The organism is Acinetobacter sp. 778_lipA (genome assembly GCF_058242985.1).
In genome coordinates, this window is the sequence record NZ_JBZAYT010000001.1 from 2,579,822 (window position 1) to 2,600,079 (window position 20,258).

Below are 20,258 nucleotides of genomic sequence, written 5' to 3' on the forward strand. Positions count from 1 at the left end.
CGCAAACTCACTCCTCACAATGATTGACCACATAGTACACAGCATCACGCATTTGCTGTGCCTGTAAACCGCGCATACCGTTTTTTGCGAGCCTATCACCTGCCAAAGCATGCAAGGTGACAATTTCATGTAAATGAATATTTTCATCAAACTGTGCTTTTAAACTAGCAATCATTCCTGCAAGAACATCCCCCATTCCACCAGTGCCCATGCCTGCATTCCCCGCAGTACAGATCCATAAATGTTTTTCTAAAATCAAACTTCCAGAACCTTTAAGTACCCACTGGCCTGAATATTTTTGCTGAAGTTTTTGAATCGCAGCAATACGATCATGTTCAATTTCTGCCACTGAGCAATTTAATAATTTAGCAGCCTCACCAGGATGAGGGGTCAGGTAAGTTCGTTGATTGATTTGAACAGCTTGTTCAGCTAAAAACCATAAAGCATCAGCATCTAAAACCACTTGTAGCTGTGGGTTTAATTGAATAGGTGAAAACCATTTTGAAAATTGTTGTTTTGCCCAAGCATCACGTCCTAAACCCATGCCAAAACTAACAGCATCCACATGGCTTAATAAATCTTGAATATCTAAATCATTTAAAGCATTGATATCTCTCAGCATGATATTAGGAGAGCGTGCCAGAATTGCAGTGTGATGTTTGGCATGGCATACAATCGTGACTTTTCCTGCACCCGCACTAAATGCAGATTCAGCAGCTAACATGACTGCTCCCCCCATCTCTGCATGCCCACCAACTACCAAAACATGCCCATAGCAGCCTTTATGACCAAACGCTTGGCGTTGTGGCAATTGGATCTGTTTGGGTGACAACTGTGCGACTGCTTTTAATTGCGAGTCTACTGGGACGACTGAAATGAGCTCAATTTGCCCCGTATATTCTCGACCTTGTCCTGTAAACAAACCCGCTTTAAGGCCTAAAACAGTCAATGTTTGATCTGCTTTTACCGCCACAGGTAAAGGTTGTCCTGTATTGGCACTTAAACCGCTCGGAATATCAATGGCTACTTTTAAACCTGATTGGGTATTATAGTGTTGAATAATCGATTGCAATGCATCATCCAAATCACGATTTAAACCAATACCAAACAATGCATCAATATGACAATCAAACCGCTTTTGGATATTAAAATGTGGATGGATTTTGAGTTGATCTGCCTGTGCTAATTCAATTGCCGCCTTCAACTGCTGAGAATGCCCTGCTTCAGTTGCAAATATTTCGACTTGATAACCGTATTGATGCAAATAATGAGCAACACAATAGCCATCACCAGCATTATTTCCCGCACCGCACCACAGCGCAACAGTAGTAATTGGGGGAGAAGCTTGTTGAAACAAAATATTTAAGTGTTGCGCAATCGACCAAGCCACCTGTTGCATTAAACCAAAAGTGCTATTTTGCTGAGCAAACCAACGCGCTTCCCATGCTTGTATTTCACGGCTGTGATAAACTTGCTGATGCATCATTCTGTCCTTTTCTTCTCACTATTTTATAGCGCATTGATTCATTATGTCGGCAACTTTAACTTCGCAATCCATTCCCTTGCAACAGCTTGATCTTCAAGAACTAAAGTCTTGGATCAAACAACAGGCTTTGCAACTGGGCTTTGCTGATTGTGTCATTGCTCGTCCTGATGCTCAAGCTGAATTACCACGATTTAAAGAATATTTAAAACGCGGATACCATGGCGATATGAAGTTTTTAGAAGAAAATTTAGAAAAAAGAGCGGATCCCACACTACTGGTTCCAGGCACGAAAAGTATCATCTGTGTACGAATGAACTATTTGGTTGAAACACCAAAACCACGTTATGTCCCAGATGAACCCAATTCAGCCATTATTGCCCGTTATGCACGTGGACGTGACTATCATAAAATCATGCGTGGTCGGTTAAAAACCTTGGCAACCCTCATTAAAGAAAAAGTTGGTCCGTTTGAATCTCGCCCCTTTGCGGACTCGGCACCAGTATTTGAAAAATCACTGGCAGAAAGTGCAGGAATGGGATGGACGGGTAAACATACTTTATTGATTCATAAAAAATCGGGTTCCTTTTTTGTTTTAGGTGAATTATTTACTTCACTTGATTTACCCTTTGATGAACCGTCAACGCCTCATTGTGGTTCATGTTCAGCCTGTATCGATATTTGCCCAACACAAGCGATCGTTGAGCCATATATGCTGGATGCGCGTAGATGTATCGCCTATTTAACCATCGAATATAAGGGAATTATTCCTGAAGAGTTAAGACGTGATATTGGTAACCGTGTTTTTGGCTGTGACGATTGTCAACTGATTTGTCCTTGGAACAGTTTTGCCAAAAAAGCCTCAATTGAAGACTTTAATCCACGTTATGGCTTAGACAATATTAATTTATTAGATTTATGGCAATGGGATGAGCAAACCTTCCTCAACTGTACTGAAGGAAGTCCCATCCGACGTACAGGCTTTCAAAGCTTTATGCGCAATATTGCAATCGGCTTAGGTAATGCACCGTATTCAGCCCAAATTATTACAGCTTTGACCCAAAATAGAGCCCTACATGATGAAGTTGTGCAAGTCCATATTGATTGGGCTATTAAAGAGCAAAGCTCTAAACAAGGCTAAATTCAAGCTCATTTATGCCCTTAATTTGTGCCAAATTATAATTTTCAGATCGTTACAAAGTTCGTAATTTTTGAATATTTTAATAACCAATACACTGAAGTTAACAAAAATTAAAGTTAAAATTTTGTGAGTAAATCACAAGAAATGTGATTAACTTTGCAACTATATTTATAATTTTAGTTCTCTATACTCTTGATCATTTTAATCGTAAGATACCATCATATTTGTACTTTTTTGCCCTATAGAATTGGCATGAATTATGTATTATATACAGGGATAGATAATGATTATCATGGATTTAATTAATGACAGTACGTAATGACTGGGCTCGTGAAGAAATTCAAGCTTTATATGAACAGCCTTTTTTAGACTTAGTTTTCAAAGCACAGCAAATTCATCGTGAACACTTTGATGCCAATACCATCCAAGTCAGTACTTTACTTTCAATTAAAACTGGTAAGTGCCCTGAAGATTGCAAATATTGTTCGCAATCTGCACGCTATGATTCAAAATTAGAAGCTGAAAAACGTATTGCGGTTGATAAAGTAATCAGTGAAGCAAAAGAAGCCATTGAATCAGGTTCTTCGCGTTTTTGTATGGGTGCAGCATGGCGAAACCCACATGAGCGTGATATGCCTTATGTCCTCGAAATGGTGCGTGAAGTTAAAGCCTTAGGTTTAGAAACCTGCATGACACTGGGTATGCTTAACCAATCACAAGCTGAACGTTTACATGCAGCAGGCTTAGATTATTACAACCATAACTTAGATACGTCTCGTGAATACTATTCACATATTATCAGCACCCGTACTTTTGATGATCGCTTAGACACCTTGGATCATGTTCGTAATGCAGGTATGAAAGTCTGTAGTGGCGGTATTGTTGGACTGGGTGAAAATCGTAATGATCGTATTGGATTATTACATGAATTAGCAACCTTGCCTGTTCATCCTGAATCTGTACCGATCAACATGCTTGTCCCAATTGAAGGTACGCCACTTGCAGATGTTGAAAAACTTGATGTCACAGAATGGATTCGTACTATTGCGGTTGCGCGTATTATCATGCCACACAGCTATATCCGTCTTTCTGCTGGCCGTGAATCTCTCACTGACTCAGATCAAGCTTTAGCCTTTATGGCAGGTGCAAACTCGCTATTTAGTGGTGAAAAATTATTAACCACACCGAATGCAGGCGAAGGTAAAGACAAACAACTGTTTAATAAGTTAGGTTTAAAAGCAGAAAAAGCCAAACCAACAGTGGCTGAGCTTTCTGTCGATGCCATGGCGAGTTAATTCAAAGTTTCGTGAACACCACTTCAGAAAAAAGGGGTGTTCGCGTTTCCCATTTGATTCTTTTTATTATACTTTCTATGATTACGTCACTACAACTTACTTTACATTTGTTAAATAATCATCACACTATTCTTTTTCTGCATTTGATCTACGATATCATCTGTGGCAAAGCCAAGTCGCCAATACAGCAATTGCAGTACATCTAGTTCATCTTGCGTAATAATTCGATCATTCCACAAACAAATTTCAGCCACGCCCAAAATACTTAGGCGATCACGTAATAATAACCCTGCAATATCATTTAAGATTTCTCCCAAATCAATAGGTTCATCTGAGATTTCCTCAAACAGTTCTAACTCATCCTTAGACAAAACCCGTTCTAAAATCTCATAACGTACATCAAGCTGATTGGCACTGTTAATTTGCTGTACGTGCAGTAATGCATCAATCAAGCGCACAATTTGCGGCTTCACCGTTTCCAATGATGAGGGTGTATGCATCGGCAGCAAATGCAATTCAGCCTTTACACGTTCAATCAGCAATGCATCTAACAAACCAATCTCGCCATCTTCTTGAATAATTTTCGCTAGCTTGGTCACAAATTGACGTGCACTGGTCGCAGGCATATTACCAAGATTTTCACAGGCATCATGGAAAATTTGAATATGCACCCGACCATCTAAATTCAAAAGTGAGTCAATAATTGCACGACTCACCTCTGCATCAGATGGAATAAATTCGCGATACTGTCGAATCATTAAGATGGCGACCATCACCTCACGAGAACCCGTTGCTGTTTGCATAGCGCGCTGAATCAAGTCAGAACGCTCAATTTGACGGCGTACTTCTGGATTTAAAGGCTTAATTGCATCGTTTAAAGCAAAACTAATCGGCGATAATCGTAACAGAGGTAGCGGCTGTGGAGATACCCACGGGTTATAAACATCCCCTGTTGATTCTTCCAAAGGTCGCAACAAACTAAATAAAGGCTGACTGCGTAATTTTTTTAAATTTTCGAGCTGTAAATCCTGTAATAGTGTTGGATTTAACTCATAAATACGGTCTTCAATACTTGGATGGATATTTAACCAACTTTGCGGACTTAATGAATTAGCAAAACACATATGCGCAATGGCTTCTGAAAACTCACTATGAATTTGAGAACCTGCGTGATGCACATAGATCCGTAATAACGTTTCTACATTGGCATTATTTAACAATAACTTTTTAGTTTTATAATCGTTATAAAAAGTACGCCCCCCTAAAGTGAAATATTTAATCAAACGATTAATTAAAATCCCCATACTACCTAACAGCCAAATCACGCCACCAACAGCAACAAAACTGGTTTCAAATTTATGCTGATTTCCCTTGGCGTTATAACGATTAAAACCCTGTTTTGCGATTTTACTTCCCAACTGGCTAAAGGTAATTAAACCACTATATAAAATTTTAAGTCGGGTATTTTCACGTGCTTCACCTGACAAAATTTGATTAAACTCATGACCGAGCAAACCATAAAGTTCTAATTCATCCAAGTTCTGTAATGCACCCCAAGTCAGGATAATCACTGTATCTCTTGGATGGAATCCAGCAGTTAATGCATTAACCCCAACTTCATCTGGCAAAACATATAATGTAGGTGCATCAATTTCAAAAGTCTCCGCAAATTTATCTGCTAGTTTTAATGCTACACTTTCTTCAGGTGTGCTTTCAATTTGACTTAAACGACGGGCTTTTAATTGCTTTGCAAGTGAATGACCACCTGTACGGAAGACATAAAATTCATATGCGATTGACCATCCAATAATGACAATGATCAAGCCTACACAGTATGGGCTGAGAATATTCCACCAAATCTCTTGATCTGGGTCTGCATAGTGAACCAGCAACCCTAAAACAGTATTTAGAATAAAAATCGTCAAAATGACCGCAAGTAAACAAATACTTGCAGACCACAACATATTTTTGTTTTTTATCAAATAATGACTGACATCTTTCAATGTAAAATTCCTCATTACATTGCAAAATACTATAAATGAAAAAAGCGGGAACTTCCCGCTTTTTCTCAATGTAAATCAAAGTTGATTACATTTCTTCTTTGATACCACTCAAATCAACAGATGCAGCATCGATATTGACATCAATATAACCATCTTTCTCTTTTTTAGCAGTATCACTACGACTTTGCTCCAGATCAGTTAAATATTGTTCATCAATATCACCTGTCACATAAACACCATCAAACACTGAACAATCAAACTCTTGCACTACAGGAACCTTACTGGTTCTTACTGCAGCTTTTAGATCATCCAAGTCTTGAAAGATTAAACGATCGGCGCCAATGATTCCCTGTATTTCTTCGACACTACGATGTGAAGCAATCAATTCTGCTTTTGCTGGCATATCAATACCATACACATTTGGATATTTCACCATAGGTGCAGCAGAGGCAAAATAGACTTTTTTTGCACCAGCATCACGTGCCATTTGAATGATTTCATTACAAGTCGTACCACGTACAATCGAATCATCAACTAACAAAACGTTCTTACCTTTAAACTCAAGCTCTACAGGGTTGAGTTTTTGACGTACGGATTTGGTACGTTGTTGTTGGCCCGGCATAATAAAGGTACGGCCAATATAACGGTTTTTCATGAAACCTTCACGGAATTTCACACCCAGCATATTCGCCAACTCTAAAGCAGAAGTACGACTTGTATCTGGAATTGGAATCACCACGTCGATGTCATGCATATCACCCCATTCATGAAGAATTTTCTTCGCAAGGGTTTCACCCATTTTCAAACGTGCTTTATATACCGAAATACCATCAATTATTGCGTCTGGACGCGCAAAATAAACGTATTCAAAAATACATGGGCGGTAGCGCGAATTTGCAGCACACTGTTGTGAAAAGAATTCACCTTTTGAATTGATAAAGATCGCTTCACCAGGCTCAATATCACGCTCTACCTTAAATCCTAATGCTGTTATTGCAACAGATTCCGATGCGATGATATATTCTGTTTCACCATTTTCAGTTAAACGTGAACCATAAATAAGTGGACGAATACCATTCGGATCACGAAAACCAACAATGCCATGCCCTGTGATCATTGCAACGACGCCATAAGCACCTTTACAACGCTCATGCACACGTTTAACCGTATGAAAAATATCATCAGGCATTGGCGTTAATGATGCACATTTTTGCAATTCATGAGCAAAAACGTTTAACAATACTTCTGAGTCCGAGTCCGTATTCATATGACGTAAGTCAGTTTTGAATAAGTCATCGTGAATATCAGCTGCATTGGTTAAGTTACCATTATGAGCCAAAGTAATCCCATACGGTGAGTTTACATAGAAAGGCTGCGCTTCTGCACTACTTGAAGAACCAGCAGTTGGATAACGCACGTGACCAATACCATAGTTACCGAGTAACGCACGCATGTGGCGAGTATGAAATACATCACGTACCATACCATTATCTTTTCTTAGAAAAAGACGTCCATTATGACAAGTCACAATCCCAGCCGCATCTTGCCCACGATGTTGTAACATCGTCAACGCATCAAATAACATTTGGTTTACAGGTGCTTTACCTGCTATACCAACGACTCCACACATAACTACCTCGCAGACCAGCTAGGACTAATAAAACGGATTCTTTGTCGAATGTGCTGATTTTTCATCGTTTTGAATATCCGATGATCGATCAGTCTTCGTTACAGAAGCATCATCGGAACGATCTTCTGAATGTATATGATGTAATGCTTCATTTGCAGCATCTTTAGAGATTTCAGATGCCAAAGGTGCAAATGGTAAAAGCGTCTGAATGAATTTGGATTGTTTCCAAGTTGGAGAACTTTCAACCCACGGCCCTAAACCTTGCATAGTAATGAGGACGATGAACAAACCTTTCAAGGCACCCAAAGCACTTCCAGCTAAACGATTTAATGGACCGAGTTTTAAAGTTTTTAAAATCTGATTAAGTAAAGCAGTGACAATCCATGTTAAAACAATAATGACCAAGACAATAAAAGCAAATGCAGCAATCTTCTGCACCACAGGATCCTGACTGAGTGCAGACATTGAAGGTGCGATGATATTGGCATATTTGGCACCGACAATCAGTGCAAATATCCATCCTATCAAGTTCGCAAAGGCTTTCACGAATCCTTGTCGCAAACCGTTTAGCCCTCCAATGAGCAATAGAATCAGAATAATAATGTCTAAGGTATTCATATTTTAAATCATAGCGTCAACACAGTCTTTAATGAGTATAGGACCTGTATAGATCATACCACTATAAATTTGGACTAAGCTTGCGCCGGCTTGTTGTTTTGCAACAGCTTGTTCACCAGATAAAATTCCACCAACACCGATTAAAGGAATTTTCCCCTGCAAAATTTTTGAAAAAGCCGCCAAACATGCCGTGCTCTTTTCAAATACTGGCGCACCGGATAAACCACCCGCTTCATCACCAAATGGTAAACCTTCAACCCCCTCACGGGATAATGTTGTATTGGTCACAATCAATCCATCAATTTTAAACTGCAACAATTGTGATGCAATAAATTCAATATCTGAAGCTTCTAGATCTGGTGCAACTTTCAACACTAAAGGAACATAGTGTTGCAATTCTTCTGCCAACTCTAACTGACGTTTTTTCAGTGTTTCCAAAAGTTCAGTGAGGGCATGGCCACTTTGTAAAGAACGTAAATTCTTGGTGTTTGGAGATGAGATATTAACAGTAATATAAGATGCGTAGTTATAAACTTTTTCAAGACAAACTAAATAATCAGAAACTGCATCTTCAACTGGTGTTGTGGCATTTTTACCAATATTGATACCAAGAATGCCTTTAAATTTTGCGGCTTTAACATTCTCAACCAATTGATCCACACCATCATTATTAAACCCCATACGGTTAATAATTGCTTTGGCTTGGGGAATACGGAAAAGGCGTGGCTTGGGATTGCCCTCTTGTGGTTTAGGCGTAATGGTTCCAATTTCAATAAAACCAAATCCTAAACCCGCTAAGGCATCGATATAAGCGCCATTTTTATCTAGTCCTGCTGCTAGGCCAACTGGATTTGGAAACTCAATTCCCATGCAAGTGACTGGTTTGGCAGCAACAGTTTGACGAATCGCCCCCATTCTATGGGCAGATTTAAGCATGGATAATGTGAGTTCATGTGCACGCTCTGGTGCTAAAGAAAACAACAAAGGGCGAGCAAGTGAATACATCATAGCTACAAAAGTCTACTGCTTTTTAAGTTGCCATATTATAGGCACAGTATGTTGAAAAGGCTATGCTTGAACTGTGTTTATTTTCGCTACTACTGTACCGTCGCTGTTAATTTAATCTGCCCACCTTCTTTGGCTAACTCCATCTTTTCCAAACTTACACCCATTTGGGCAATTTGGGTTAAAAAGTTTGCTAAAACGGCATAGTTTTGATGTTGTGCAATAATCTGAAATTGCTCACCCACTTGCTGCGAGGCAACCGAAAGCCCTTGTTGTTGTGCTACACGTTGAATTTTATCTGCGGTGGTTAAAGCCAAGTCATCTGCAGGCTTCATAGTCACCACATTACTTTGCATCCAAACCACAAGATCTTTCATCTGATTTAAACGTGCTTGCTGTTTTTCGGCAGCTTTATGGGTGTACCACAATGCCGCACCCACAATTGCCACAATGACAAAAATCGTAGTGAAAATAACCATGACACGTTCACGTGGTGATATTTTTTCTAAATTATCTGCGATTTTCTCAGACCATATATCCAGTCGATTTTGCACATTTTCCATTGTTTTCATTATTGTATCTTCACCAAACCAACGACAGATGCACCTTGCGTCTGAACATTACCTAATTCCGCTTTAAAGCCCTGTTGATTCAGTTGCGTTACCAAGGTCTGTAAGCCTTCAGCATTTTTCGCCACCAGATCCATATTTAACACAGCTGTATCATAATTCACACGACTGGCAATGATCTGATGTTGCATCAGAATAGGCCCAACACGGCTGAGTAATTGTAAAGCTTGCGTATTGGCACTCTGACTAAGTGCTAATTTATTTTTAAACTGACGCTCTACAGACTCTTCTGTAATCCGTTGCTCATTTGGAAACCACTTTTTGTACTGATCCACTGCAATTAAAGCAGTTTGATCCGCAACTTTCTTTAGTTTAATCCAACGCAAAGCATCATAACTCAATTGCGCAATGATCAACACAACCACCAATACTGCACAGGCTTGCCAATAACGAGAAACACCTTGATTGGCTTGCTTGGCTTTTGGCAATACATTATAAGGATGTTGTTTAGTTTTTTTGATTTCACTAAATTGATAATCAAAAGGCTCACGTTGATCCGCTGTAGCAATGGCAAATAAGCTGACCGCTTGCTCATCTGTCAATCCACTATATAGATAATTTTTTTCTCGATCAGCAAAATCTAAATATACACTGATATCATCAATCGAATTACCAAGAAACTCACCTTCTCGAACCAATAATTGCCCATTGATATTGGCCAAAATCGTCTGTCCAGCTTCTGGTGCGGGCAGCATCAAAAAGTCAGGTAATAAAGATACGATTTTTAACGGAATCAATGACAAGGAATGCTGCATTGTTGTGACAGCATATTGATGAATCCCCAATATTGAAACCTGATCCGGTTGTTGAAAGTATGAAAACACTTTCATCTGATCAATCGGCAAAATCACATATTCTTCTAATAAATATTTGACACCATCTACACCCAATTGTTTATATTGAGTTTTACTAAATTTCTGTTGAAGAATTTGCACTTCACGACTGGGGAAGAAAACCACAGCTTCTTCACCTTGGTAAAGTTTAATATCTTGTATTAATTGTTCTAGGGTCGAAGATTTAGTCCAATCACTTCCTCGAGACCACTGCCAAACCCCATTGGCTTCAGGCATCCATAAGTACAACATTTATCGTTTTCTGCCGTTAAGTTCTTTTAACAATGCTTTTATACAGTTGGAATAAAGGCTTTATCTTGTGTAGATAGACCATTTGCAATCACAGTTTGCTCATAGATACGAGCCTCTGCCAAGGCAAAAGGATTAAAATGTTCATGTGTCAACTGTTCAGCAATATGTGCAACAACATTCATATGACATACCACAACAATACGTTCAAATGGCAATTGTGACAACCACTCGATTGCTAATTTTGCATCATCATCTGGCTTTATTTTATCACAGACTAATACTGATACATCTGGGAAGTAAGTCTGTATGTGCGCCAATGTTTCTTGTGCTCTCAATAAAGTACTTACAACAAATACATCAGGCTGTACGTTTTGTTTTAAAAAATTAGCCGTTTGTTCTGCTTGTAAATGCCCGCGTTGTGTTAAAGGTCGTTTACTGTCCACCCCATTGACGGGTGGAGCTGCTTCACCATGACGCACCAAAGTCAGTTGCATAAGATTTCCTTTTAAATATTGCACTGATTATAACGAGGCTTTGTTACAAATCCATCTCTAAAGCTTGAAATATTGTCCTAACAACATGCCATTAAACTTCGTTATGTGGAAGGACAAACTCTACATCACTACGATGCCCATTCTTCATTAAAGAAACAGCAATATTGAGTGGTGGTGCACCGTCAAAAATAACCTCATACAACGCAGTTGTAATTGGCATATAGACATCCAACTCCTTTGCACGTGCATTGACTTGTACAATGGTATTGATCCCTTCAGCGGTTTGACCCAGTTCAGATGTTGCTTGTTCCAGTGTCTTTCCAGAACCCAAGGCAAAACCAACTTGATAATTTCGGCTCAACGGGCTATTACAGGTCGCAAAAAGATCACCAACACCAGACAAGCCTAAGAAGGTTAAAGGATTTGCACCCAACTTAACTGCAAAGCGGCTCATTTCAGCCAAGGCACGGGTTAAAATCATACTCTTGGTATTTTCACCGACTTTATAAGCTGCCGCCATTCCCATTGCAACAGCATAAATATTTTTAAGTGCCCCCCCCAATTCGACACCATGCACATCGTCACTGCCAAATACTCGAAACAAGGCACTATGCAGTGCTTGTTGTACGGCATAACGTACTAACTCACTATCACTGGCAATCACTGTACCCGCAGGTTGTCCTGCAACAATTTCTTTGGCTAAATTTGGCCCTGAAAGAACACCATAAGGAACTTCAGGAAGCTCCTCACGAATGATGTCACTCATAAAACTAAAGGTTTTTGCTTCAATCCCTTTGGTTAATGAAACAACGGCTTGCGCACTGATAAAAGGTTTAATTTGACGTAAAACATCACGAAAAGAATGACTTGGAATTGCGACCAGAATAATATCGCGATCACGCACTGCATCTTCTAGATTTGACTCAGCACGTAAGCCCGTCTCCAATTGAAAATCAGGTAAATAGCGTTTATTTACATGGGTTGCATTAATTTCGGCAGCTATACTTTCATCACGAATCCAAATCATGGTGTCGCAACCATTACGTACTGCTGTATTTGCCATTGCAGTACCAAAACTACCGCCACCCAGTACAGTCACTCGTAATGCTGTTTTCTGACCCAAAACAATAGGTTCAACTAAATCTTTAAATTGTAAATCCGACATTTATTGTTATCCTAAAATGCTTATCCTAATAACCCAATGATTTTTTCAATCTGAAAATATCAATATTTTTTTGACTCAAGCTTGCCAAAAATGAACATATTGTGTTGTTTCAACCTCTGCACGCGAGGCAATCGCTTTTGCCGCTGTGCCAACATAAATAATGCCTGAAATTAAATCTCGCTCAGCTAAACCCAATGCTGATTTTAATAATTTAGATTCAACAACAGCCCCACTCCGCCACATTGTTGCGAAACCTTGTGCCTGCATCGACAATAAAAAGTTTTCAATTGCTGCCCCTGAACTCAGCGTTTGTTCAAAAAAAGGCACTTTAGGGTGGTCTTGGAATTTAGTCACAGCAAGTACTAAAATAGGTGCTCTAAAAGGATGAAGTTTTACTCGTTCAACTTGGGCTGGATCTAATTCACCTAAGTCAGCAATAGATTGTGCCAGTAATGCGCCAAATGCTTCACGTTGTTCAACATCCACTACAATAAATTGTGTTGGCTTTAAACGATGATGATCGGGTGCTGTTAAAGCGGCTTTAAATGCAATATTCAGTTGTTCGTGTGAAGGTGCTGGTTCAACCAAATGACCGACTGATTGACGTTGATGAATATTGTCATGTACTGCTTTGAAATTTAAATCTGACATTGACCTATCTATTATCTAGTTAATTTCACTTGTTTCAAGATTAGCATAATCTAAAATCATTAAGCTATCTCCAACAAAATTTACTTAGCATCTGTCAATAATGCATACAACTTATTGTTAGGTTATCAATGATCATGATTGCTCACAAAAAAAAATGCCTTCAATACCCTGTGGCTTTAAAAATAAAGCCAAATCATCAATAAACTCAAAAAAAACTGCAAAATTTATACATGTTTCTCAATATTTAGCCCACATTCTATGCTCAAATTATAACTAATTTAAAAGCACTATCTTTTTAATTTTTAGTACAGGAATTTGAGAATCAATATGAATAAATTAACAACGATCACTTTACTTGCTAGTTCAGCATTACTCTTCACAGCATGTGCATCAAATCCAACACAAACTTTAGCGATTCAAAAAGCAGATAACCAGTATGAAGTTACTGGCTTAGGTAAAGATCAAATTACGGCAAAAAACAATGCCATTACTGCAGCAAACAAGGCTTGCGGTAAAAAAGGTGCGCCCGTCTTGGTTGATGAAAAAACTGAATACCATGGCAGCTTAAAAGGTGTAGTCGATGAACAAACTGGAAAAATGATCACTGCAGCAGCAGGCGTATTAGGTTCAGTGATGGGCAAAAATTACGGTATTGAAAAAGATACTGACTATCAAACAACTCTGACCTTTAGCTGTAAAGCAAGTTAATCCGTTTAGTCTTCTAAATTAAAAATAGCCATTAAAAAACCCACTTTAAATAAGTGGGTTTTTTACGCACAATCCGATAAAGAAACAAAAAACCTAGCAATAACCTTCTAGTCGAGTTAAAGGCAATTTTTGTCCAATCGCTTTCTCAATAGTCGGTAAATTAAATGCATCATCTTCAGATAAGAAACTAATACTCACACCCTGCGTACCTGCACGACCTGTACGCCCAATACGATGTACATAATCATCTGACTGTTCAGGTAAAGTGAAATTCACCACATGAGATACGCCATCAACATGGATACCACGACCCGCAACATCTGTTGCGATCATAATATTATGTTGACCATTTTTAAATTGATCCAACATTTTCAAACGTTTATCTTGCGCTATTTCACCAGATAGCATCACCACCTTATAACCATCAGCTTTTAAATGGTCATAAAGTTTACGAACTTGATCACGCCGATTGGCAAAGATCATCACTTTTTCAATGGGTTCATCTGCCAAAATTTCACGTAATAATCGATATTTATCTTTCTTTTCGACCACATATACACGTTGTTCCACATCAGCATTGGTTTTCTTTTCAGGCTCAATTTCTACTGTAACTGGCTCACATAACCATTGTTGTGCAAGATTGAGAACATCATAGCTAAATGTTGCCGAGAACATTAACGTTTGACGCTGTTCTTTACGTGGAGAAAAACGCACAATCCGTTTAACTGATGGAATAAAGCCCATATCTAATAAACGGTCAGCTTCATCAATCACTAAAAATTCAATTTGATCTAACCAAACTTCTTTTTGTTCGGTGAAATCGATTAAACGACCCGGGGTTGCTACTAAAATATCGACAAAACCTTGATCCAATTGCTTTCTTTGTTTATCAAAATCTACACCACCAACCAAAGTCACGACATTTAGATTGGTATATTTGACCAAATCTTTTGCGTCATTTTCAATTTGAATTGCCAGTTCACGTGTTGGCGCAAGAATCAATGCACGTGGCTCGCCCCGGAAACGTTGTTCTTGAATTGGGTTTGTGAGCAAATCATTAATAATACTGACTAAAAATGCTGCTGTTTTACCTGTGCCGGTTTGAGCACGACCAATTGCATCATGACCTGCTAAAGTATATTTCAATACTTTTTGCTGAATTGGGGTCATTTCTTTAAACCCTAAAGCATCAATCGCTTGTTTAAGTTGCGGATGTAAATTAAGGGTTTCGAAACCTGATGACATAAATACGAGCTCTAACTGTAGACACTTTTAATTGCGCCCATTATAAACAAAAAACGCCCCAATTTATAAGAAATTGGAGCGCCACTTAAATTTTAAAAATTTAAGATTAGTCTAAAGGCTGAACTTCTTCAGCTTGAAAACCTTTTTGACCTTGCACAACACTGAATTCAACGCGTTGACCGTCACGAAGTGAACGATGACCGTCACCTTGGATAGCACGGAAATGAACGAATACGTCATCACCGCCTGCGCGTTGGATAAAGCCGAAGCCTTTAGTGTCGTTGAACCATTTAACTACGCCTTGTTCACGAGCTGTCATAAGTTAATCCTCAGTTATTAAGAAAAAGAGACCACCCGGTGTTGCAAACAGCAGAGCAAACAAAGTTTTAAAATATTTTCTAATTTCAAAGCTTGTAATCATTCTGTAAAACTATTAACAAAATCCCGGTTACATCCATCTTGTAATAGGGTTTCAAAACAAGAATTGTTTCTGATAAATCCTAAATACGCAACGAGCTTAACATGGGTTTATGACAATTAATAGAATTTTTTTTGATAATTATTTTCGATATCAAGCGTGTTTTTTAAACAGCTTCACGATTATTTTTTATTTGTTGAAGAATTTTCCAATTTTTGTTGGGGTGTTTCAATAAACTTGGTAAAATATGCGTTCCATCACCCTATTGTTACCTTGCCAAAAAATGAATGAAACTTTAGGTCAGACAACTATTGAAATAAATTGTATGGGCAAACCCTGCCCAATGCCTCTATTAATGTTAAAACGTGAACTAAAAAGAGCATTGCCTAATCAAATATTTCTCTTAATGTCCTCTGATCCGCACAGCGAAATTGACATTACTCGTTATTGCGAGATCAATAAGATAACTTGCCAATTGACTAAACGATCAGAGCATGAATTTCATTACTTAATTGAATCTTAATTATTTTCGATTCAAATTATTTTTTGCAAATTTGCATATATTTTTACATTTCGATACCCAAATTTCCTTACTTATGTACAATATTCGAATTAAGATGAATACATTAGCTATACAACGAAATTCCTATAAGGAGAACCCATGAGTGACAGCAGCAATCAGTTGATGCCCCTGTCCTTATCTGCACCAGGTGTTAACTTAGGTGCTTATATCAGCACCGTAAATCAGATTCCAATCTTGACAGCTGAACAAGAAAAAGAGTTAGCTGATCGCTATTTTTACGATCAAGATTTAGATGCTGCGAAAATGTTAGTGATGTCTCACTTACGTTTTGTGGTGCATATTGCGCGCAGTTATGCGGGCTATGGTTTGCCACAAGGTGATTTAATTCAAGAAGGTAATCTCGGTTTAATGAAAGCAGTCAAACGCTTTGACCCGAATATGGGTGTACGTTTGGTGTCTTTTGCTGTGCACTGGATTAAGGCTGAAATTCATGAATATGTGATTCGCAATTGGCGTATTGTCAAAATTGCGACCACCAAAGCGCAACGTAAATTGTTTTTTAATTTACGTAGCCTAAAAAAATCGAGTAAAAAACTCACACTTGAAGAAGCAAAATCGATTGCCAACGACTTAAATGTAACACCTGAACAAGTCTTGGAAATGGAAGGTCGTTTAACTGCTTATGATGCTGCATTTGAAGCTCAAGGCGATGACGATGACGAAGGCTCAACCCATGTTGCACCAGCACTTTATCTTGAAGATAACCGCTATGATCCTGCCCGTTTAGTCGAAGAAGAAGATTACGAAGAACAAAGTACATCAGCTTTGCATAATGCCATGGAACAGTTAGATGATCGCTCACGCAACATCTTACAGCGCCGTTGGTTAGATGATGATAAATCGACCTTGCATGAACTGGCTGCAGAGTACAATGTATCTGCTGAACGTATTCGTCAGTTAGAAAAAAATGCTATGGACAAAATTAAAGTTGCCATGTCATCCAACTAAATCTTCAAAACTGTCTACATACAAGATAAAATTTAAATTTTCAATAAAAGGGCGACATGCCCTTTTATTTTGCCAGATATTTTTGTCAAATCTTTATTCTTAATAGATTTTGCCTTTAATCCCGCTTTGAAATTGTGTTAATGTTATGCGCAAATTAATGCAGATGACTGGCTTATGTGGATTGCAATTTCAGCACTGAATTTAGCGCTTGCAGTAATCTTAGGTGCATTTGGCGCACATGGTTTAAAAGCTCATGCAACTGAAGCTCAGTTGGTATGGTGGCAAACAGCAACCGATTATTTTTTCTACCATGCACTAGGTCTATTGGCATTGGCGATTCTCGGTAAAGTCATTCCACAACTTCCAATCAAAGCTAGCTTCTTACTCATCCAAATCGGTATTTTATTTTTCTGCGGTTCGCTTTATGTCATGGCACTAGGTTTACCACGAGGTTTAGGTGCAATTACACCCATTGGTGGAGCACTCATGATTGCAGGTTGGCTAGTTCTTGCATGGAACGCATTGAAATACGCTAAATAAATTTATTTTGATTTTAGACCTCACAATTTGCGCAATCGAATGGAATGTATATGCAAATTTTCTTAAATGGTGAGCCTCAAGAAACCGCTTGCCAAAATCTTTTACAACTGGTTCAGGAACTTTCACTCGAAGGTAAACGCTTTGCCGTAGAAATGAATGAAATGATCATTTCAAAAAGTAAACTTGAACTTACCCCTATTACTGAAAAAGACCGTATTGAAATCATTCACGCTGTCGGTGGCGGCTAATTTGGAGCTCTCCCATGCTAGATTTTCCTACTGAAAACTCCCCTCTTATTATCGGTTCTCGTACTTTTCAATCACGCCTTCTTGTTGGTACGGGTAAATACAAAGACATGCAAGAAACTGATTTAGCAATTCAAGCCAGTGGCGCTGAAATTGTGACTGTTGCGATTCGCCGAGTAAATATTGGGCAGAATCCAGATCAACCCAACTTACTGTCGATACTTCCTCCTGAAAAATATACCATTTTACCAAACACAGCCGGTTGTTTTGATGCCAATAGCGCAGTACGTACTTGTATGCTTGCACGTGAACTTTTAGATGGTCATAACTTGGTCAAATTGGAAGTATTAGGTGATGAGAAAACCCTTTATCCCAATATAACAGCAACACTTGATGCTGCTCGCACATTGATTGAAGATGGCTTCGAAGTGATGGTGTATACATCAGATGACCCTATTGTCGCCCAAGAACTCGAAAGCATGGGTTGTGTTGCGATTATGCCTTTAGGTAGCTTGATTGGTTCTGGTCTAGGCATTTTAAATCCACATACTATTTCAATTATTAAAGAAAATGCCAAAGTGCCAGTTTTGGTTGATGCTGGTGTAGGTACTGCGAGCGATGCCGCAATTGCAATGGAACTAGGTTGTGATGGTGTACTCATGAATACCGCGATTGCCGCTGCACAGCATCCAGTTTTAATGGCATCAGCAATGAAGAAAGCGGTTGAAGCTGGACGTGAAGCGTATTTGGCGGGTCGTATGCCACGTAAACGTATGGCAAATGCAAGCTCACCTGAAACAGGTTATTTCTTTAAATAATAGTTTGAATTGCCTAAAAGGATTTTCCGAAGTACTTTTAGGCTCAAAATATCTTGATACATTCATTGAGAGAGATCATGACTAAAATAATAAATACCACCCTTCTCCTGATCGCTTATTCATCGCTAAGTTTTGCAAATCAACCTTCCAACTCATTACAAAAATTTATTCCAAATAATTGGGAAATTCTTGCTCAAGCAGAGGGTGATTTGAATCAGGATGGTAGACAGGATATTGCTATCATCATTCAACCCAAAAATAAAAACCAGCACAATCGAAAGCTATTAGTGCTGTTTCGAAAAGATCAACAATTACAACTCAAGCTAAGTCGGCAAATTTCTAACTGGACCTATCGTTCAGAAGAACTCTGTATCGAAGATGCTTTAGATGATTCTACGTTGACGATAGAAAATCAACGCTTAGATGTGTTATTCAATACCATGTCATCTTGTAGCAATACATATGGCTTGATGTATACCTATGGGTTTAAACTGAAGAACAATCAATTCCACCTCATTGGATTTGATGTTTATGATTTAGATAAAATTAGTGGCAAACTAAAAGAAACCAGCCTTAACTTTCTAAGCAACAAAGCCAAAGTAACCACAACTCCAAATATCTTTGCACAAGTTGAAACGCCAGCCAAAATTGTTTGGAAAACACTGAGAACTTCGACAGGCTATACTTTGGAAAATATCCCTTGGGATAGTGAAGAATTTATTCATAACTTTAGCGTTAAATTTATTGGAGAAAAATAATGAAAAACAAAACTGGGTTACTTTTATTTTGTACATTAACAATATGCTCAGCTTTGGTTTGGGCAGACACCAATACCAAAGCTGACTATCAATCATTTGTCCCCAAAAACTGGAAAGTACTGAGTAAAGCACAAGGTGATTTAAATGGTGATCAACAAGCGGATCTTGCTTTAATTATTGAAGATACAGATCCAAAAAATATTGTGACAAATGAGGGATTAGGTAATCCTCAGCTGAATTTAAACAATCGAAAGTTATTAATTTTATTTAAAGGCCCTCAAGGCTATCGTCTTATTGCAAGTAATTCCTTGCTTCCTACTGAGGGAGATCAAGAATCACCCTGTCTTACTGACCCTTTAGGTGAAAGCGATCCACTCAACATCAAAAATGGATTAGTTAAAATTAATTTACATTATTGGCTCAGTTGCGGTTCATGGTCTGTCTATAACAACGCTTTTACTTTTCGTTATCAAAACCAGTCTTTTAAACTAATTGGTTACGATACAGATTACTTCCATCGCGCTTCTGGTGAAACCAGTGCGAAAAGTATCAATTTTCTAACAGGTAAAATTAAAAATACTACGGGAGGTAGTGCGTTTGAAAATCAGGATCAAGCTAAGCAAGTTTCTTGGTCTAAATTAAAGAACAGTTATTCACTTAAACTTGAGCAGATTAATTTTAAAGACTACGGTGAATTTGAATAGAACACTTTTCACATCTACCAACGATTCATAAAGCTGGGGAAGAATGTATGGAAGATACTCTGTATCTTCCATACAAAAGTAATAAGGCCAAC

General features: G+C 38.5%; 22 protein-coding genes. 10 read left to right on the forward strand and 12 right to left on the reverse strand.

All coding sequences use genetic code 11. From position 1 onward, the window contains the following. Positions 1 to 7: 7 nt before the first annotated feature. On the reverse strand, positions 8 to 1,483 hold the full coding sequence (locus AC4CUY_RS12365; RefSeq protein WP_490774666.1) for an NAD(P)H-hydrate dehydratase: 1,476 nt from the start codon (positions 1,481 to 1,483) through the stop codon (positions 8 to 10). A gap of 46 nt (positions 1,484 to 1,529) precedes the next feature. Here AC4CUY_RS12365 and queG point away from each other — a divergent pair, with 46 nt between their 5' ends. Both queG and bioB read left to right on the forward strand, forming a co-directional pair. Beyond that, the gene (gene queG / locus AC4CUY_RS12370) at positions 1,530 to 2,624 is read left to right on the forward strand and encodes a tRNA epoxyqueuosine(34) reductase QueG (protein ID WP_419359587.1); all 1,095 of its coding nucleotides are present in this window, start codon (positions 1,530 to 1,532) and stop codon (positions 2,622 to 2,624) included. 305 nt (positions 2,625 to 2,929) lie between these two features. Further along, a complete protein-coding gene (gene bioB / locus AC4CUY_RS12375; RefSeq protein ID WP_336954246.1) occupies positions 2,930 to 3,919 on the forward strand; it encodes a biotin synthase BioB in 990 nt (329 codons plus the stop codon). Positions 3,920 to 4,029: 110 nt separating this feature from the next. Here bioB and AC4CUY_RS12380 read toward each other — a convergent pair whose 3' ends face one another. The 9 genes from AC4CUY_RS12380 to AC4CUY_RS12420 all read right to left on the reverse strand — a co-directional run bounded on the left by AC4CUY_RS12380 (position 4,030) and on the right by AC4CUY_RS12420 (position 13,199). Continuing rightward, on the reverse strand, positions 4,030 to 5,922 hold the full coding sequence (locus AC4CUY_RS12380) for a M48 family metalloprotease (protein WP_490774195.1): 1,893 nt from the start codon (positions 5,920 to 5,922) through the stop codon (positions 4,030 to 4,032). A gap of 85 nt (positions 5,923 to 6,007) precedes the next feature. After that, entirely contained in the window at positions 6,008 to 7,552 is a 1,545-nt protein-coding gene (purF, locus tag AC4CUY_RS12385) for an amidophosphoribosyltransferase (protein ID WP_336954248.1), read from the reverse strand. Positions 7,553 to 7,576: 24 nt separating this feature from the next. Beyond that, complete coding sequence (locus tag AC4CUY_RS12390) at positions 7,577 to 8,170, reverse strand: CvpA family protein (RefSeq protein WP_336954249.1); 594 nt, start codon at positions 8,168 to 8,170, stop codon at positions 7,577 to 7,579. Between the two features lie 3 nt (positions 8,171 to 8,173). After that, entirely contained in the window at positions 8,174 to 9,178 is a 1,005-nt protein-coding gene (locus AC4CUY_RS12395; RefSeq protein ID WP_336954251.1) for a quinone-dependent dihydroorotate dehydrogenase, read from the reverse strand. A gap of 89 nt (positions 9,179 to 9,267) precedes the next feature. Then, complete coding sequence (locus tag AC4CUY_RS12400) at positions 9,268 to 9,747, reverse strand: type II secretion system protein M (RefSeq protein ID WP_419820286.1); 480 nt, start codon at positions 9,745 to 9,747, stop codon at positions 9,268 to 9,270. Beyond that, on the reverse strand, positions 9,747 to 10,889 hold the full coding sequence (gene gspL / locus AC4CUY_RS12405) for a type II secretion system protein GspL (RefSeq protein ID WP_336954254.1): 1,143 nt from the start codon (positions 10,887 to 10,889) through the stop codon (positions 9,747 to 9,749). The genes AC4CUY_RS12400 and gspL overlap by 1 nt, the downstream gene beginning before the upstream one ends. Positions 10,890 to 10,927: 38 nt before the next feature. Beyond that, entirely contained in the window at positions 10,928 to 11,383 is a 456-nt protein-coding gene (locus tag AC4CUY_RS12410; RefSeq protein ID WP_336954255.1) for a SixA phosphatase family protein, read from the reverse strand. Positions 11,384 to 11,474: 91 nt separating this feature from the next. Then, a complete protein-coding gene (locus tag AC4CUY_RS12415) occupies positions 11,475 to 12,548 on the reverse strand; it encodes an NAD(P)H-dependent glycerol-3-phosphate dehydrogenase (protein ID WP_336954256.1) in 1,074 nt (357 codons plus the stop codon). Positions 12,549 to 12,623: 75 nt separating this feature from the next. Continuing rightward, complete coding sequence (locus AC4CUY_RS12420; protein WP_336954258.1) at positions 12,624 to 13,199, reverse strand: nitroreductase family protein; 576 nt, start codon at positions 13,197 to 13,199, stop codon at positions 12,624 to 12,626. A 327-nt stretch (positions 13,200 to 13,526) separates the two neighbouring features. Between AC4CUY_RS12420 and AC4CUY_RS12425 the strand changes: the two genes are divergently transcribed. Continuing rightward, a complete protein-coding gene (locus tag AC4CUY_RS12425) occupies positions 13,527 to 13,907 on the forward strand; it encodes a hypothetical protein (RefSeq protein ID WP_004719430.1) in 381 nt (126 codons plus the stop codon). A gap of 93 nt (positions 13,908 to 14,000) precedes the next feature. Here the strand turns inward: AC4CUY_RS12425 and rhlB are convergent, their stop codons facing one another. Next, positions 14,001 to 15,152, reverse strand: coding sequence for an ATP-dependent RNA helicase RhlB (gene rhlB / locus AC4CUY_RS12430; protein ID WP_336954259.1), 1,152 nt, complete (start codon positions 15,150 to 15,152; stop codon positions 14,001 to 14,003). A gap of 106 nt (positions 15,153 to 15,258) precedes the next feature. Beyond that, a complete protein-coding gene (locus tag AC4CUY_RS12435; protein ID WP_004822370.1) occupies positions 15,259 to 15,471 on the reverse strand; it encodes a cold-shock protein in 213 nt (70 codons plus the stop codon). Between the two features lie 382 nt (positions 15,472 to 15,853). Here AC4CUY_RS12435 and AC4CUY_RS12440 point away from each other — a divergent pair, with 382 nt between their 5' ends. The 7 genes from AC4CUY_RS12440 (at position 15,854) to AC4CUY_RS12470 (ending at position 20,166) form a co-directional block, all read left to right on the forward strand. After that, a complete protein-coding gene (locus AC4CUY_RS12440; RefSeq protein WP_336954291.1) occupies positions 15,854 to 16,093 on the forward strand; it encodes a sulfurtransferase TusA family protein in 240 nt (79 codons plus the stop codon). Between the two features lie 138 nt (positions 16,094 to 16,231). After that, positions 16,232 to 17,101 (forward strand): RNA polymerase sigma factor RpoH, encoded by an 870-nt coding sequence (gene rpoH, locus AC4CUY_RS12445; RefSeq protein WP_336954260.1) that lies wholly within the window; start codon positions 16,232 to 16,234, stop codon positions 17,099 to 17,101. Between the two features lie 174 nt (positions 17,102 to 17,275). Further along, complete coding sequence (locus AC4CUY_RS12450; RefSeq protein WP_336954261.1) at positions 17,276 to 17,641, forward strand: DUF423 domain-containing protein; 366 nt, start codon at positions 17,276 to 17,278, stop codon at positions 17,639 to 17,641. Positions 17,642 to 17,691: 50 nt separating this feature from the next. Then, positions 17,692 to 17,889: a sulfur carrier protein ThiS gene (gene thiS, locus AC4CUY_RS12455; protein ID WP_336954262.1), complete on the forward strand. Its 198-nt coding sequence runs from the start codon at positions 17,692 to 17,694 to the stop codon at positions 17,887 to 17,889. Positions 17,890 to 17,903: 14 nt separating this feature from the next. Further along, a complete protein-coding gene (locus tag AC4CUY_RS12460; RefSeq protein WP_336954263.1) occupies positions 17,904 to 18,704 on the forward strand; it encodes a thiazole synthase in 801 nt (266 codons plus the stop codon). A 77-nt stretch (positions 18,705 to 18,781) separates the two neighbouring features. After that, positions 18,782 to 19,462 (forward strand): hypothetical protein, encoded by a 681-nt coding sequence (locus AC4CUY_RS12465; protein WP_336954264.1) that lies wholly within the window; start codon positions 18,782 to 18,784, stop codon positions 19,460 to 19,462. Further along, the gene (locus AC4CUY_RS12470) at positions 19,462 to 20,166 is read left to right on the forward strand and encodes a hypothetical protein (protein WP_490774196.1); all 705 of its coding nucleotides are present in this window, start codon (positions 19,462 to 19,464) and stop codon (positions 20,164 to 20,166) included. Before AC4CUY_RS12465 ends, AC4CUY_RS12470 begins: the two co-directional genes overlap by 1 nt. Positions 20,167 to 20,258 lie beyond the last annotated feature (92 nt).

Coding starts and splice junctions, on each gene's coding strand:
- AC4CUY_RS12365 (WP_490774666.1), bottom strand. CDS start 1,483: ATGCATCAGCAAGTTTATCACAGCCGTGAAATACAAGCATGGGAAGCG.
- queG (WP_419359587.1), top strand. CDS start 1,530: ATGTCGGCAACTTTAACTTCGCAATCCATTCCCTTGCAACAGCTTGAT.
- bioB (WP_336954246.1), top strand. CDS start 2,930: ATGACAGTACGTAATGACTGGGCTCGTGAAGAAATTCAAGCTTTATAT.
- purF (WP_336954248.1), bottom strand. CDS start 7,552: ATGTGTGGAGTCGTTGGTATAGCAGGTAAAGCACCTGTAAACCAAATG.
- AC4CUY_RS12390 (WP_336954249.1), bottom strand. CDS start 8,170: ATGAATACCTTAGACATTATTATTCTGATTCTATTGCTCATTGGAGGG.
- AC4CUY_RS12395 (WP_336954251.1), bottom strand. CDS start 9,178: ATGATGTATTCACTTGCTCGCCCTTTGTTGTTTTCTTTAGCACCAGAG.
- AC4CUY_RS12400 (WP_419820286.1), bottom strand. CDS start 9,747: ATGAAAACAATGGAAAATGTGCAAAATCGACTGGATATATGGTCTGAG.
- gspL (WP_336954254.1), bottom strand. CDS start 10,889: ATGTTGTACTTATGGATGCCTGAAGCCAATGGGGTTTGGCAGTGGTCT.
- AC4CUY_RS12410 (WP_336954255.1), bottom strand. CDS start 11,383: ATGCAACTGACTTTGGTGCGTCATGGTGAAGCAGCTCCACCCGTCAAT.
- AC4CUY_RS12415 (WP_336954256.1), bottom strand. CDS start 12,548: ATGTCGGATTTACAATTTAAAGATTTAGTTGAACCTATTGTTTTGGGT.
- AC4CUY_RS12420 (WP_336954258.1), bottom strand. CDS start 13,199: ATGTCAGATTTAAATTTCAAAGCAGTACATGACAATATTCATCAACGT.
- AC4CUY_RS12425 (WP_004719430.1), top strand. CDS start 13,527: ATGAATAAATTAACAACGATCACTTTACTTGCTAGTTCAGCATTACTC.
- rhlB (WP_336954259.1), bottom strand. CDS start 15,152: ATGTCATCAGGTTTCGAAACCCTTAATTTACATCCGCAACTTAAACAA.
- AC4CUY_RS12435 (WP_004822370.1), bottom strand. CDS start 15,471: ATGACAGCTCGTGAACAAGGCGTAGTTAAATGGTTCAACGACACTAAA.
- AC4CUY_RS12440 (WP_336954291.1), top strand. CDS start 15,854: ATGAATGAAACTTTAGGTCAGACAACTATTGAAATAAATTGTATGGGC.
- rpoH (WP_336954260.1), top strand. CDS start 16,232: ATGAGTGACAGCAGCAATCAGTTGATGCCCCTGTCCTTATCTGCACCA.
- AC4CUY_RS12450 (WP_336954261.1), top strand. CDS start 17,276: ATGTGGATTGCAATTTCAGCACTGAATTTAGCGCTTGCAGTAATCTTA.
- thiS (WP_336954262.1), top strand. CDS start 17,692: ATGCAAATTTTCTTAAATGGTGAGCCTCAAGAAACCGCTTGCCAAAAT.
- AC4CUY_RS12460 (WP_336954263.1), top strand. CDS start 17,904: ATGCTAGATTTTCCTACTGAAAACTCCCCTCTTATTATCGGTTCTCGT.
- AC4CUY_RS12465 (WP_336954264.1), top strand. CDS start 18,782: ATGACTAAAATAATAAATACCACCCTTCTCCTGATCGCTTATTCATCG.
- AC4CUY_RS12470 (WP_490774196.1), top strand. CDS start 19,462: ATGAAAAACAAAACTGGGTTACTTTTATTTTGTACATTAACAATATGC.